This is a genomic window from Stenotrophomonas acidaminiphila, from assembly GCF_001431595.1.
GTDB classification, from domain to species: Bacteria; Pseudomonadota; Gammaproteobacteria; order Xanthomonadales; family Xanthomonadaceae; genus Stenotrophomonas; species Stenotrophomonas acidaminiphila.
In genome coordinates, this window is sequence record NZ_LDJO01000026.1 from 1 (window position 1) to 15222 (window position 15222).

General features: G+C 71.5%; 9 protein-coding genes. 5 read left to right on the plus strand and 4 right to left on the minus strand.

Translation table 11 applies throughout. From position 1 onward, the window contains the following. On the minus strand, positions 1–1158 hold a 1158-nt coding region (locus ABB33_RS08340; RefSeq protein ID WP_211260875.1), incomplete at its 3' end, for a transglycosylase domain-containing protein. Between the two features lie 96 nt (positions 1159–1254). Between ABB33_RS08340 and ABB33_RS08345 the strand changes: the two genes are divergently transcribed. Then, a complete protein-coding gene (locus ABB33_RS08345; RefSeq protein ID WP_056931821.1) occupies positions 1255–3354 on the plus strand; it encodes a glycosyltransferase in 2100 nt (699 codons plus the stop codon). Here ABB33_RS08345 and ABB33_RS08350 read toward each other — a convergent pair. Together ABB33_RS08350 and ABB33_RS08355 are read right to left on the minus strand one after the other, a co-directional pair. Further along, a complete protein-coding gene (locus tag ABB33_RS08350; RefSeq protein ID WP_082595038.1) occupies positions 3351–4898 on the minus strand; it encodes a hypothetical protein in 1548 nt (515 codons plus the stop codon). The genes ABB33_RS08345 and ABB33_RS08350 overlap by 4 nt on opposite strands. A 46-nt stretch (positions 4899–4944) precedes the next feature. Continuing rightward, positions 4945–7107 (minus strand): RelA/SpoT family protein, encoded by a 2163-nt coding sequence (locus ABB33_RS08355; protein ID WP_056931822.1) that lies wholly within the window; start codon positions 7105–7107, stop codon positions 4945–4947. A gap of 63 nt (positions 7108–7170) precedes the next feature. Between ABB33_RS08355 and ABB33_RS08360 the strand changes: the two genes are divergently transcribed. Together ABB33_RS08360 and ABB33_RS08365 are read left to right on the plus strand one after the other, a co-directional pair. Beyond that, entirely contained in the window at positions 7171–7683 is a 513-nt protein-coding gene (locus ABB33_RS08360) for a hypothetical protein (protein WP_056931823.1), read from the plus strand. Positions 7684–7765: 82 nt separating this feature from the next. Continuing rightward, positions 7766–8296, plus strand: a complete 531-nt coding sequence (locus ABB33_RS08365) for a DUF4124 domain-containing protein (RefSeq protein WP_082595039.1) — start codon at positions 7766–7768, stop codon at positions 8294–8296. A 41-nt stretch (positions 8297–8337) separates the two neighbouring features. Here the strand turns inward: ABB33_RS08365 and hrpA are convergent, their stop codons facing one another. Next, entirely contained in the window at positions 8338–12501 is a 4164-nt protein-coding gene (gene hrpA, locus ABB33_RS08370; protein WP_056931825.1) for an ATP-dependent RNA helicase HrpA, read from the minus strand. Positions 12502–12589: 88 nt separating this feature from the next. Between hrpA and ABB33_RS08375 the strand changes: the two genes are divergently transcribed. Together ABB33_RS08375 and recQ are read left to right on the plus strand one after the other, a co-directional pair. Beyond that, positions 12590–13138, plus strand: a complete 549-nt coding sequence (locus ABB33_RS08375; RefSeq protein WP_054663957.1) for a Dps family protein — start codon at positions 12590–12592, stop codon at positions 13136–13138. A gap of 273 nt (positions 13139–13411) precedes the next feature. Beyond that, entirely contained in the window at positions 13412–15217 is a 1806-nt protein-coding gene (gene recQ, locus ABB33_RS08380; RefSeq protein WP_056931826.1) for a DNA helicase RecQ, read from the plus strand. Positions 15218–15222: the final 5 nt, after the last annotated feature.

The following is a 15222-nucleotide window of genomic DNA, read 5'->3' on the forward strand; positions in this document are numbered from 1 at the left end:
AAGGCGCCGCACCAGGTCGATATAGGCCGGGAAGCGGTTGGCCGCCACCAGCCCCGGCACCTTCGGCACCCCCAGCGGCGCCTTCAGCGCGCGCTGGTACTCGGCCGCGTCGATCAGGTCGTTCTCGTGCAGCTTGCCCAGCACGAAGTTGCGGCGGTCCAGCGCGCGCTCGGGGTTGCGGCGCGGATCGTAGTAGGACGGCCCCTTCACCAGCCCGATCAACAGCGCCACCTGCTCGGTGGTCAGCGAATTCAGATCGCGCCCGAACCAGAACTCGGCGCCCGACGCCACGCCGTGGATCGCCTGGCTGCCGCGCTGCCCCAGGTAGACCTGGTTGAGGTAGGCCTCCAGGATCACCGGCTTGTCGTAGCGCGCTTCCATGATCAGCGCGTACAGCACCTCGTTGAACTTGCGGGTGAGGGTCTGTTCCTTGCCGATGCCGAGCAGGCCGCTGCGCGCCAGCTGCTGGGTCAGCGTGCTGGCGCCCTGGCGCACCTTGCCGCCGGAGCGCACCGTCACCCAGACCGCGCGCACGATGCCGCTCAGGTCGATGCCGTGGTGGCTGTTGAAATCTTTGTCCTCCACCGCCTGCAGGCCGGTGACCAGCAGCTCCGGCGCATCGGCGATGCGCACCAGCCGCCGCTCCTCCTGCTTCTGCCCGTACAGGGTGGCGATGCGCGCCGGGTCCAGCCGCGCGGCCTTGAGCGCCTTGCGCTGCGTGGCATCGCGCAGCGAGGCGACCTGGCCAGCGGAGACCACCACTTCGATCCGGCGCGGCGCCACGCGCCCGTCGACATCGACATAGCCACGGCTGGAAATGGTGAACCGGCCGTCCTGCAGCCGGTAGGTGCCCGGGCTCTGGCCGATGCCGTCGTCGCGGTAGGCCGACGCCGCCAGCTCGGTCCTGAGCGTGCCGGCGTTCATCGCCACCCCCGGCGCCAGCACCAGCGGCCTGGCATAGACCCGGGTCGGGATCTGCCAGCGCAGCTCGCCGAAGCGCTGGGTCACCTGCGAGTTCAGGTACAGCGTGTACGGGATCAGGAAACCGAGGCCGAGGGCGGCGGCGGCCAGGCCCCAGGTGATCAGCCGGTTGCGCCAGGGCGTGCCCGGCTCGTCGGTATCGTCGTCCAGTTCGTCGGTATCGTAGCGTCGCGGCACGGGGATGCGAGAATGTAGGTTCAGGCGAGTCTAACGCAGCCTCGCGCCACCGCACTGCTGCCGGCCCCCACCTGCTTAAGCTGGAGTTGCAACCGAATGTCGATGTCCCCGGCCGATGCGCGCTACCACCTCGCCCGCATCGTCGGCCTGATCCGCCGCGGCCTGGCCAGCCTGCGTACCCGCGGCTGGCGCGCCACGCTGCAACGCGTCGGCGTGCGCCTGCGGCGGCAGCCGCCGCCACGGCGCGAGCCGCTGTACGCACCTGCCGCTGCCGCCTTCGCGCCGTTCGCCGTGCCCGCCAGCGCGCAACCGGTCGCCAGCATCGTGATCCCGGTCTACAACCATGCGGCGCATACCCTGGCGTGCCTGCGCGCACTGGCCGCGCACCCACCCGCCGCGGCCTGCGAGATCCTGGTGATCGACGATGGCAGCAGCGACGATACCGCGGCCTGGATGGCGGCGATCGACGGCCTGCGCCATCACCGCCGCGCGCACAACGGCGGCTTCATCGCTGCCTGCAACGATGGCCTGCGGCTGGCCCGCGGGCAGTACGTGGTGCTGCTGAACAACGACACCTTGCCACAGCCGGGCTGGCTGGACGCCCTGCTCGACACCTTCGCCCAGGTCCCGGAGGCCGGCCTGGTCGGCGCGCAGCTGCTGTACCCGGACGGCCGCCTGCAGGAGTCGGGCGGTATCGTGTTCGACGACGGCAGCTGCTGGAGTTACGGCCGTTTCGAATCGGCCGAGGACCCGCGCTACGCCAGCCTGCGCGACGCCGACTACTGCTCCGGCGCGACCCTGGCCATTCCGCGCGCGCTGTTCGAGCAGCTCGGCGGGCTGGACGCGCGCTATGCACCGGCGTACTACGAGGACACCGACCTGGCGTTCAAGGTGCGCGCCGCCGGCCGCCGCGTGCTGGTGCAGCCGGGCAGCCGCGTCGTGCACGACGAAGGCACCAGCAACGGCACCGACATCGGCAGCGGGATCAAGGCCTGGCAGGTCCGCAACCAGCAGGTGTTCGCCGACGCATGGCGCGCTGCGCTGGCGCGGCAGCTGCCGGCTGGCAGCGTGCCCGGCCCCGCGCTCGTGCACCGCGGCCAGCGCCAGGTGCTGATCATCGACGAGGCGGTGCCGCGCCCGGACCGCGATTCGGCCTCGCTGCGCCAGTTCAACCTGATCCGCATGCTGCTGGCCGGCGGCGCGCATGTGGTGTTCCTGCCCACCCGCGGCGAACACGGCGGCGCCGCCACCCAGGCCCTGCAGGCGCTGGGCGTGGAGGTGTGGCATGCGCCGTGGCTGCAGGGCGTGGGCCCCTGGCTGCGCACGCATGGCCCGCGTTTCCAGGTGGCGATGCTGGTGCGCCACCATGTCGCCAACGAGTGCCTGCCGCTGCTGCGGCGCCACGCGCCGCAGGCGCGCACCGTGTTCGACACAGTGGACCTGCACTACCTGCGCGAACGCCGCGGTGCCGAGCTCAGCGGCGACCCGCGCCTGGCGCGCGGCGCCGAGCGCACCCGTGCCAGCGAGCTGGCGGTGATGGCCGCGACCGATGTGACCCTGCTGGTCAGCGCCGCCGAGAAACAGCAGTTGGCCGTCGACGCGCCTTCGGTGCGGGTGGAACTGCTGTCCAACCTGCATGAAGTCGCCGGCCAGGGGCTGGACTGGGCGCAGCGGCAGGGGCTGGTGTTCGTCGGCGGCTTCAACCATCCGCCGAACCTGGATGCGATGCAGTGGTTCATCGGCGAGGTGTTCCCGTTGATCCGGCAACGCCTGCCGGAGATCCGCTTCCACTGCATCGGTGCCGACGTGCCCGACAGCCTGCGCGCGCTGGCGGCCACGCAGCCCGGCGTGCAGGTGCATGGCTACGTGCCCGACGTGGTGCCGTGGATGGCGGGCGGCCGCGTCGCGGTGGCGCCGCTGCGCTTCGGCGCCGGGGTCAAGGGCAAGATCAACCTGAGCATGGCCCACGGCCAGCCGGTGGTGGCCACGCACTGCGCCGCCGAGGGCATGCACCTGCACGACGGCGAGGATGTGCTGGTCGCCGACGACGCCAGGGCGTTCGCCGACGCGGTGGTGCGGCTGCATGACGATGAAGCCCTGTGGCGGCGACTGTCGGGCAACGGCCTGGACAACATCGCCCGGCACTTCTCGATGGATGCCGCGCGCGAGGTGGTGGCGCGGGTGTTCCTGGCCTAGCGCCTGGCGTTGCCCAGGCGTTCGGCGAAAGCCGGCAGTTCCGGGGTCGCCGCGTCCAGCGCGCGCGCCTGTTCCAGCGCCCGGCTGGCGAACGCCACGTCGCCGGCGCCGAGCCGTTCGCTGCCGACCGCCAGCCAGCGCTGCGCCAGCCGCCGTCGCGCCGCCGGCAACAGCGGATCGCCCGGCGCCAGCGCCTGCCACGCATCCAGGCAGGTACGCGCGGCCTGCAGGCGGTTGCCCTGCAGATGCCGGTCCAGGCAGTCGCGCGCGGCGGGCAGGATACGGGCACCGGCCTGCTTCACCCGCGCATCGCCGGGCGCCAGCGCCTGCGCGGCCTTGAAACGGTCATAGGCGCTGGCACCGGGCGGCAACAGCCATTGCCCGTGCGACGCCGCGCTGTCCATCTGCGCCAGCAGCACCCGCACCTGGCGCTCGCGCTCGGCAGCGGGCATCCGTGTCTCCAGCGCCCGGCGCGCGCCCTGCGCACGTTGCAGCGCCTGTTCGGCGGCGGCCACCTCGGGGCTGCCCGGCGCCAACGCGCGGGCCTGCTCCAGCACCTGTCGCGCCTGCTCGAAATGGAAGTCGCCGGCCAGTCGTGCGGCTTCACCGGCCCACGCCCGCGCCACCTGCCGCAGCCCCTGGCGTGCCACCGGGTCGTCGCCCGCCGCAAGCACCTGGGCATAGCCGTCGGCGGCCTGGCGCAGGCGCCCGCGCGCCAGGTCACGCGCGGCCTGCGCACGGCGCCGGTCCAGCGCCGCATTCAGCGCGGCGCGGGCCGCGGGCAATTCGGCGTGCCCGGGGTCGTAGCCTTGCACCCGTTGCAACAGGGCCGCCGCCATCTGGGTCTGGTCGCGCTGCGCCGCGGACACTGCCTCGGCCAGCAGGTCGGACAAGGCATCGTCGCGCCCCTGCAGTGCCCGCAGGTGGTCCGGCCGCACCGCCAGCACCCGCTGGTACAACGGCAGCGCGCTGTCGGCCCCCGCGTCCAGCCGCCCCTGCGCCTGCGCCGCCTCGGCATGCCGCAGCAGGTCCTCGACGCTGTCCGGCTCGCGCACCCGGCGATGCAGGCCCGAGGCGATGGCGTCGAGCTCCCCCTGTGGCACCTGCAGCTGCCGCGCAAGTTCCAGCGCCGCGCGCGTGGCCGGCACGTCGCCGGCGGCCAGCTGCCGCCGTGCCTGCTCCAGTGCCGCGCGGCCGGTGTCGGCCAATGCGTCGCGCGCGTCGCCGCGGTCCGGATCCAGTGCCGCCGCTGCCTCGAACAGCTCGCGCGCGCCACTGCCATCGGCCGCGGACAGGTGGCCCTGGCGCAGCGCGCGGTGGCCATCGTCGAGCAGGCGCTGGATCTTGGTCTCCGGCCACAGCAGGTTCGCCAGCGGCTGCCGGAACACCGTCAGCAACAGCGCCAGCAACACCAGCCCGATGGCGATCGAACGCCAGGCACGCGGGCTGTCCCAGCCACGCGCCACCCACCAGCGCGCATACAGGTGCGCGCGGCCGACGGGCAGCGACAGCCATCTGGGCAGGCGGGAATGGGCCTTGTGCATGCGGCCAGCCTAGCAGTCCGCCATGATCTCGCCGGCAACGCCGGCCTCACCCCATGCGCCGCGCTTCGTCCACCCCGGGCAAGGCGTCGAGCTTGCCCAGCAGCGTGGACAGCTGGCCGTAGTCGCTCACCTTCAGCCGCAACCGCAGCTGCATGCGGCCGCTGTCGCGCAGCGGGTCGCTGTTGATGTTGAGCACGTAGGCGTCCTCCTGCGCGATCAGGTTGGTGATGTCCTTCAGCAGCCAGCGCCGGTCCATGGCGCGGACCATCACGTCCACCTCGTAGCCCGCGCCGGCGCGCCCCCACTCTACCGGCAGCGCGCGCTCGGGGTGCGCGGCCGACAGCCGCGCCAGCGCCGGGCAATCGGCGCGGTGCACGGTCACGCCGCGGGTACGGGTGAGGTAGCCGGTGATCGGCTCGCCGGCCACCGGCTGGCAGCAGCGCGCCAGCTGCACCAGCAGGTTGCCCACGCCCTGCACGGTGAAATCGGAACGGCCGATGCCCTCGCGGCGCGCGGTCGGCCGCGGCAGCGGCGGCGCGGCAGCGGCCGGCTGGTGCTTCTCCTTCTCCGCTTCCAGCAACGCGCGGCTGACCTGGCTGGGCCCGGTGTCGCCGAGCGCGACCTGGATGTACAGGTCATCGACACTGTCGGCGTGGAAGCGCCTGGCCGCCAGCATCAGGTCGGCCTGCTGCAGGCCCAGCCGCTTGAGCTCGCGGTCCAGCAGTTCGCGCCCGGCCTGCACATTGCGCGCGCGGTCGAGCTTGTGGAACCAGGTACGGACCTTCTCGCGCGAACGGTTGCTGGCGAGAAAACCGTTGGCCGGCAGCAGCCAGTCGCGGCGCGGGTCGGCGTCGCGGGCGGTCATGATCTCGACCCGGTCGCCGCTGCGCAGGCGATAGGTCAGCGGCACGATGCGGCCGTTGACCTTGGCGCCACGGCAACGGTGCCCGACCATGGTGTGCACGTGGTAGGCGAAATCCAGCGGCGTGGCGCCGGCCGGCAGATCCATCACCTCGCCCTTGGGGCTGAGCGCGTAGACCCTGTCCTCGATCAGCTCGGCATCCAGCGCGCCGGCCAGGTCCTCGGGATTGGCCGCGTCCTGCGCCTGCTCCAGCAACTGCCGCATCCAGGTGATCTTACGGTCGAAGGCCTTCTCCGCGCCCTTGCCGCCCTCCTTGTACTTCCAGTGCGCGGCCACGCCCAGTTCGGCCTGCGCGTGCATCTCGTGGGTGCGGATCTGCACCTCCACGGTGCGCCCTTCCGGGCCGATCACCGCGGTATGCAGCGAGCGGTAGTCGTTGGCCTTGGGCCGGGCGATGTAGTCGTCGAATTCGCTGGGGATCGGCGTCCACAGCGCGTGCACCACGCCCAGCGCGGCATAGCAGGCGGCCACGTCGTCCACCATCACCCGCACCGCGCGCAGGTCGTAGAGCTGCTCGAAGGCCAGCTTCTTCTTCTGCATCTTCCGCCAGATGCTGTAGATGTGCTTGGGCCGGCCGCTGACCTCGGCGCGGATGCCGTGCTCGCCCAGTGCCGCCGACAGGCGCCGCTTGACCGCTTCGACGTAGCGCTCGCGCGCCAGCCGGGTTTCGTCCACTTCGCGTGCGATGTGGCGGTAGGTATCCGGTTCCAGGAAGCGGAACGCCAGGTCCTCCAGCTCCCACTTCAACTGCCAGATGCCCAGCCGGTTGGCCAGCGGCGCGTGGATGTCGCGGGTCAGCTGCGCCAGCGCGCGGCGCTGTTCCTCGGGGCTGCGGTCGGCCGCGCGCATGCAGGCCAGTTGCCGCGCCAGCAGCACCGGCACCACACGCAGGTCGTGGACGATGGACAGCAGCAGCCGGCGCAGGCCTTCGCTGTTGCGGCCGGCCTCGCGCCCGGCGTGCAGCGCCCACACTTGGTCGGCGGCATCCTGCCCGTCGAGCAACCCGCGCACCGCGGCCGTCGCGTTGCCCAGCGGCAGCTCCGCCAGGCGCGCGCGCAGGCCCGGCAGATCGAACAGCAGCGCGGCGGCGATCACCGCCTCGTCGGCGGACAGCAGGGCCAGCGCATCGAGCGTGTCGGCCAGCACCGGCCACGGCAGCCGCGGCTGGGTGTCGGTCCCGGGCTGCCGCCAGGCGGCCAGCAGCGCCTCCCGCAACGGATCGGAAAGGGCGCCACAGGACGGGCGTTGCAGCAGGGCATCCAGGCCGGAGAGGGAAGAACGGTTCACAGCGGTTGATGGCGGGCGGATGCCCCTACACTAGCGCCCAACCATCCACGGGAACAATCGCCCATGCAGCCCTCGCGCCTTTCCCTCCTGCTCACAGCCACCCTGCTGCTCGCGCCGGCCTTCGCCGCACAGGCGCAACGCGTCGTCGAAGGCGACCTGCAGCAGCAGATGTCCACCGCCGAGTTCAAGGCCGCCGGCCTGGACAAGCTCTCGCCCGACGAGCTGGCCGCGCTCAATGCCTGGCTGCAGGGCAAGGTGCGCAATGCCACCGCCACCGCGCTGGAACAGGCGCGCGAGGAAGGCCGCCAGGAAGTGATCGTGAAGAACCGCGGCTTCTTCGATTTCGGCTCCAGCGAGCCGATCAAGGCCACACTGGTCGGCGAGTTCACCGGTTTCGGCAAGGGCCGGCAGTACACCCTGGACAACGGCCAGGTATGGGAACAGACCGACGACGCCCGCGCTCCCGGCGTCCGCAAGCAGTCGCCGGGGGTCCAGATCAGCCCCGGGCTCATAGGGGTCTGGTACCTGCAGGTGGACGGGCTCAACACCCGCGCCAAGGTGCGCCGCACCAAGTAACCTGCGCCCATCCACGCGCCCGCGCTGGCGGGCGCTCCTCAGCGCCGCGAACCACGGCGCCCGCACCCTGCCCCGGTCCGCCATGCCCGCCATGCCCACCCAGCTGTTGCTCATGCTGCTGTTCCTGCTGCCGGCAGGAGCATCGGCCCAGGTCTACAAATGCAAGGGAAAGTCCGGGGAAACCGCCTATTCCGAGCACCCCTGCGACGCCAACGCGCAACCCATGAAGCTGCGCAGCGAGCGCCTGCCGGCGGCGCCACCGCCGGCGCCGCCCATGGAGACCGGCGAGCCGGAACCATCGCCGCTGCGCGAGAGCGGAAGCCCGCCGCCGGCGCCGGCGGAACTGGATCGCAGCGCCGAGCGCGCGTGCATCGCCACCGCGACCGCATCGATCTACGGGCCCTCCAACGACCGCGTGGCGACCTACCAGCAGCAGATGGCGATGCTTGGCGAGCAGCTGGACAACGCGCCCGACGCCAAGCGCACCCAGGCACTGCAGGCACGCATGGACAACCTGCGCCGCGCCATCGGCCGCGAGCATGCCTACGCCCACGACCAGGTCAATGCCGCACGCCGGCGCTGCGTCGAGCAGCACCGCGCGGCGACACCGTAGCTGCGGATGCGGCCCGCCGCCGGGCGGGCCCGGCCGGAGGGTCAGCCGCGCAGTGAAGCGACCCGCTGCGCCAGCTTCTTCGGCGAGATGCCGGAGCGGAAGCCCAGCTCCTGCGCGAACAGCGATACCCGCAGTTCCTCGATGTCCCAGCGCAGCGCCGACCATTGCGGGTGCGTGGCCTGCCCCTGCAGCCGCGCCTCTTCCAGCGCATCGACGAAGGGCTTGAGCTCGAGCATGCGCGCCTGGTCGCGCGGCGGGTCGCGCTTGGCGCGTTCGCTGCGCAGGATCATCGCCTTCAGGTAGCGCGGGAACTGCGCCAGCGCGTCGGCCGGGGTCTGCCGCAGGAAGCCGGCGTGGACCAGCGACGCCAGCTGCCGTTCCATGTCGTCGAGATTGCCGCGCGCCCAGCCCATCAACGGCGCTTCCAGCAGCGGCTTGAGCTCGCCTACCAGGCCGAGGATGGTCTCGGCCAGGCGCAGCCGCTCCATCGCTTCGCCGAACAGGCGCTTGCCGGCATCGGCACGGCGCAACTCGAAAGCCTCCGCCGAGCGGATCTCGCCCAGGCCATCGGCCAGCACCGCGTTCATGGCCGCATCTACCAGGTCGCCGCGCAGCCTTTCCTGCGATTCGATGGCCGCGTACAGCAACCCGGTCTTGGGCGATACCGGCAACTGCTTGCGGGCCTGCTTGACCTTGTCGGCCAGGGCGATCTCCAGCAGGCGCCGCACCCCGCCCGGATGCGCCAGCAGCGCCTCGTTGCGATCGGCGAAGATGCGCAGCGCCGCCGTCTCGCCGGTATCGACCAGCGCCGGATACGCCGGCACGCCGGCTTCGCCGGGCACCTGCCCGGGAATGGCGCCGGCCGGGAATTCGCGCAGCCCCTCGGCAGCCAGCGCCTTGCCGGCACGCGCCGCGAACGCCTGCCCGGCGCGCTCGCCGAAGCGTGCGCGCAGCGCATCGAGATCACGCGACATCGCCAGCAGCCGGCCCTCGGCATCGGCCAGGCGCAGGTTCATGCGCAGGTGCGGCTCCAGCGCCGCCTCGTCGAAATCGGTGGCGGCCACCGCCGCGCCGGTGGCTTTCGACAGGAACCGCGCAAGTTCGCCGCGGATGTCGTCGGCCGAGGGCTGCGGCCATGCCTCGAAGAAGGCGCGGGCGAAGTCCGGCGCCGACACGTAGTTGCGGCGCATCGCCTTGGGCAGGCTGCGGATCAGTGCCGCGGCCTTGTCGGCGACGAAGCCCGGCGCCAGCCATGACAGCCGCGCCGGGTCCAGCGCGTTGAGCAGGTGCAGCGGCACGTCGAGGGTGACGCCGTCGTCCGCCGCGCCGGGCTCGAAGCGGTAATGCATCGCCAGCCGCGCATCGCCCAGCGCGAAATACTTCGGATAACGCTCCTGCTCGCTGCCTTCGCCCGGCAGCAGGTCGGCCAGCGACCAGCGCAGCGTGCGCTGCTGCCCGGGCGGCAGCGCCTTCCACCAGGCATCCAGCCCACTGGCCGAATGGATGTCGGCCGGGATGCGGTCCAGGTACCAGCGCGCCTGCCAGTCCTCGTCGGCGACGATGCCGGCGCGGCGCAGCTTGGCTTCCTCCTCGCGGGCCTGCTCCAGTACCTTGAGGTTGTCGGCGACGAAGCCGGCACGGGTGTTGATCTCACCGGTGACCAGCGCCTGCCGCACGAAGATGTCGTGCGCTTCGCCGGGGTTGATGCGGCCGTAATGCACCGGCTTGCGCGGCGCCAGCACCAGCCCGAACAGGCTGATCTGCTCGGCCGCCAGCACCTGGCCCTGGGCACGCGACCAGTGCGGGTCGAAATGCTTGCGCGCCAGCAGGTGCGGCAGCTCGGCGATCGCCCAGTCCGGTTCGATGGCGGCGTTGGTCAGGCCCCATACGCGCTGGGTATCGAGCAGGGTCGCGCTCAGCACCCACGGCGGCGGCCGCCTGGCCAGCGCCGAGCCCGGGAACAGGTGGAAGCGGCGCTGGCGCGGCGCCTGGAAGTCGCCCTTCTCGGTACGGTGGCCGATCTGCGTCGGCAGCCCGGCGAGGATCGCCCGGTGCAGCGCCTGGTAGGCCGCCACCCGCACCTTCTCCGGTACCGGGGCGGAACCGGGCTCAGAGTCGGTTTTTGCCTTGCCTGGCCGGGCGCCTGCGCCGGCCCCCGGGACATCCGGCCCGGTCACCGATTTCGCCGGCTTCGCGCCTTCGCGTGCCAGCCGCGCCGCCTTGTGCAGTTCGCCGCGCGTGGCCTTGCGCCTGGCTTCGCCATCGCCGCCTGCCGGCAGCGCGGCCGGCGCGGCAAGCAGCGCCTTGCCGAAGGCGCCATCGCTGCTGCTGTCCCAGCCCAGCTCCTCGCACAGCAGGCGCAGCTGACGGTGCAGTTCGCGCCATTCGCGCATGCGCAGGAAGCCGAGGAAATGCCGGCCGCACCAGTCGCGCAGTTTGGATTGGGTCAGGTCCTCGTGCGCGGTCCGGTAGCCCTCCCAGAGGCGCAGGATGCCGAGGAATTCCGAGCGCGGGTCGGCGAAGGCCGCATGCGCGTTGTCGGCGGCCTCGCGCGCTTCCGGCGGCCGTTCGCGCGGGTCCTGGATGCCCAGGAAGGAGGCAATCACCAGCATCTCGTGCAGGCAGCCGGCCTTCTGCGCGGCCACCAGCATGCGCGCCAGCTTCACGTCCACCGGCAACCGCGCCATCTGCCGGCCGATGGCGGTGAGCTTGCGCTCGCCGTCGATCGCACCCAGCTCGGCCAGCTGCTGCCAGCCGTCGGCAACCGCGCGTTCGTCCGGCGGCTCCAGGAACGGGAAATCCTCGATCCGCCCCAGGCCCAGCTGCAGCATGCGCAGGATCACCCCGGCCAGCGAGGAACGGCGGATCTCCGGATCGGTGAATTCCGGGCGCGCCTGGAAATCGGCCTCGGCGTACAGGCGGTAGCACACGCCCTCGGCGATGCGCCCGCAGCGGCCCTTGCGCTGGTTGGCGCTGGCCTGCGACACCGGTTCGATGTGCAGCCGGTCCAGCTTCTGCCGCGGGCTGTAGCGCTTGACCCGGGCGTAGCCGGGATCGACCACGTACCGGATGCGCGGCACCGTCAGCGAGGTCTCGGCGACGTTGGTGGTCAGCACCAGGCGCCGCTTCGGCCCCGGGTTGAACACCCGGTCCTGGTCCTTGGCCGAGAGCCGCGCGTACAGCGGCAGCACCTCGGTCTCGCGGTACTTGCGCCGTTCCAGCGCCTGGTGCGCGTCGCGGATCTCACGTTCGCCGGGCAGGAACACCAGCACGTCGCCGCGCGGATCCAGGCGGGTGATCTCGTCGACCGCGGCGACGATGGCGTCGTTGACCGACACCGGGTCCGAGTCGGCATCGTCGCCGCGCCCGCGTCCACCGCCCCTGCCCTCTGTGGCCGGCGCCGGCCGCGCCTCGTCCAGTGGCCGGTAGCGCACTTCCACCGGGTACGTGCGGCCCTCGACGCTGACCACCGGCGCATCGTCGAAATGCCGCGAGAAGCGCTCGGTGTCGATGGTCGCCGAGGTCACCACCAGTTTCAGGTCCGGGCGCCGGCGCAGCAACTGCTTGAGATAGCCGAGCAGGAAATCGATGTTGAGGCTGCGTTCGTGCGCCTCGTCGATGATCAGCGTGTCGTAACGCGACAGCCAGCGGTCGGACGCGATCTCGGCCAGCAGGATGCCGTCGGTCATGAACTTGATGCGGCTGTCCTCGCCGACCTTGTCGGTGAAGCGCACCTGGTAGCCGACCACCGTGCCCAGTTCGCTGCCCAGTTCCTCGGCCACGCGGGTGGCCACCGCGCGCGCGGCGATGCGCCGCGGCTGGGTACAGCCGATCATGCCGGCCTCGCCGCGCCCGGCGGCCAGGCACAGCTTGGGCAGCTGAGTGGTCTTGCCCGAACCGGTCTCGCCGGCGATCACCACCACCTGGTGGTCGCGGATCAGCGCGGTGATCCGCTCGGCTTCACGCGCGATCGGCAGCGCGTCGTCCATGCTGATCGCGACCGGCTGCGCCGCACGCTGCCGGCGCTGGCCCCGGGACTGCTCCAGCAGGCCGCGGAACGCCGCTTCGGCGGCGGCATCGGCCGGCCGGCCCTGCCAGCGCGACCACAGCCCGAGCAGTCGCCCGCGGTCGCGGCTCATCGCCCCGTCGATGGCCGTGCGGGCTTCGCGCAGGCGCGCGGCAGTGTCCTTTTCGATAGCGCTCATCAATCGTTCAACGAGAAAACTTGAAATACCGGTATGGTCCCGATGGCGCTATTGTGAAGCCATTCAACCCGACAAGGAGTAAAGCGTCATGGCCAAGGCCAAGAACAGCAGCAAACCCGACGCCGGCAAGAAGAAGCTGGCCGCCTCCGCGCCGTCGGCGCCGGGCATCGATATCGGGATCAAGGACGCCGATCGCAAGAAGGTCGCCGACGGTCTGTCGCACTTTCTCGCCGACGCCTACACGCTGTATCTGAAGACCCACAACTTCCACTGGAACGTCACCGGGTCGATGTTCAATTCGCTGCACACCATGTTCGAGGCGCAGTACACCGAACAGTGGACCGCGCTGGACGAGATCGCCGAACGCATTCGCGCGCTGGGCTTCAACGCCCCCGGCTCGTACCGCGAGTTCGTCGCCCTGACCTCCATCGCCGAGGAACCGGGGCTGACCGACAGCGCCGACTGGCGCGAGATGGTGCGGCAGCTGGTACAGGGCAATGAGGCGGTGTGCCGGACCGCGCGCAGGGTCCTGGAACAGGCGGAGAAGGCGGGCGACGCTCCCAGCGAGGACCTGCTGACCCAGCGCCTGCAGACCCACGAAAAGTACGCCTGGATGCTGCGCTCGCTGCTGCAGTAAACCTTCGGGCGTTCGCCCTGCGGTTTTCCAGGGTTGCGCACGGCGCACCCCTGGACCCTGCTTCATCCGCCTGCCAGATCCCCCCGCCTTCGGCGCGCCCCCTTTCGTGAAGCGGGTGCGCAGGATGGCCGTTGTTCCCGGTCCGGTGCGGTAACGCGTGCACGCGCGCCGCCTCGTGCCCTGCGCCGAACATGAACATGCCCCGGTTTTCCCGACGCGGACACGGGGTGCGAGCGGGCGGCCGGGCTTGACCGGGCAGTTATCCTAGTCGGCATGTCTTCCCCCGCCCACGAACTGCTGAAGCGCGTCTTCGGCTACGACGCCTTCCGCGGCAACCAGCAGGCCATCGTCGAACACGTCACCGCCGGCAACGACGCGCTGGTACTGATGCCCACCGGCGGCGGCAAGTCGCTGTGCTACCAGGTGCCGGCCCTGCTGCGCGAGGGCTGCGGCATCGTGGTCTCACCGCTGATCGCGCTGATGCAGGACCAGGTCGAGGCATTGCGCCAGGTCGGCGTGCGTGCCGAGTTCCTCAATTCCACGCTGGACGCCGAGACCGCCGGCCGGGTCGAGCGCGAGCTGCTGGACGGCAGCCTGGACCTGCTCTACGTCGCGCCCGAGCGCCTGCTGACCGGGCGCTTCCTGTCGCTGCTCGAGCGCAGCCGCATCGCCCTGTTCGCGATCGACGAGGCCCACTGCGTATCGCAGTGGGGCCACGATTTCCGCCCCGAATACCGGCAGCTGACGGTGCTGCACGAACGCTGGCCGCAGGTGCCGCGCATCGCCCTGACCGCCACCGCCGACCCGCCCACCCAGCGCGAGATCGCCGAGCGCCTGGACCTGGCGCAGGCCGAACACTTCATCAGTTCCTTCGACCGGCCCAACATCCGCTACACGGTAGTGCAGAAGGACAACGCCCGGCGCCAGCTGCTGGATTTCCTGCGCGGCCACCGCGGCGAGGCCGGCATCGTCTACTGCATGTCGCGGCGCAAGGTCGAGGAGACCGCCGACATGCTGCGCGGCGAAGGCCTGGACGCCCTGCCCTACCACGCCGGCCTGCCGGCGGAAGTGCGCGCGGCCAACCAGCGCCGCTTCCTGCGCGAGGACGGCGTGGTGATGTGCGCCACCATCGCCTTCGGCATGGGCATCGACAAGCCGGACGTGCGCTTCGTCGCACATACCGACCTGCCCAAGTCGATGGAAGGCTACTACCAGGAAACCGGCCGCGCCGGCCGCGACGGCGAGCCGGCCGAAGCATGGCTGTGCTACGGACTGGGCGACGTGGTGCTGCTCAAGCAGATGATCGAGCAGGGCGAAGCCGGCGAGGAGCGCAAGCACCTGGAGCGCGCCAAGCTCGACCACCTGCTCGGCTATTGCGAGTCGATGCAGTGCCGCCGCCAGGTGCTGCTTGCCGGCTTCGGCGAGACCTATCCCCGGCCCTGCGGCAACTGCGACAACTGCCTGACGCCGCCGGCCGCCTGGGACGCCACCATCCCCGCGCAGAAGGCCCTGAGCTGCGTCTACCGCAGCGGCCAGCGCTTCGGCGTCGGCCACCTGATCGACATCCTGCGCGGCAGCGACAGCGAACGCATCCGCCAGCTGGGGCACGACACGCTCAGCACCTTCGGCATCGGCAAGGAGCTGGACTCACGCAACTGGCGCGGCGTGTTCCGGCAACTGGTCGCCGCCAGCCTGCTGCAGGTGGACCCCGAAGCACATGGCGGCCTGCGCCTGACCGACGCCAGCCGCGACGTGCTCAAGGGCCGCCGCCAGGTGATGATGCGCCGCGAACCGCCGGCCACCCGCGGCGAGCGCGACCGCAGCAGCACGCCGCGCACCGGCGTGGCGGTGCAGCCGCAGGACCTGGCGCTGTTCAACGCGCTGCGCGACCTGCGCGCCGAACTGGCACGCGAACAGAACGTGCCGGCGTTCGTCATCTTCCACGACAGCACCCTGCGCAACATCGCCGAACAGCGCCCGACCAGCCTCGACGCGCTGGGCCGGGTCGGCGGTATCGGCGGCAGCAAGCTGTCGCGCTACGGGCAGCGGCTGGTGGAGATCGTGCGCGAGCAGGGCTAGGCCGC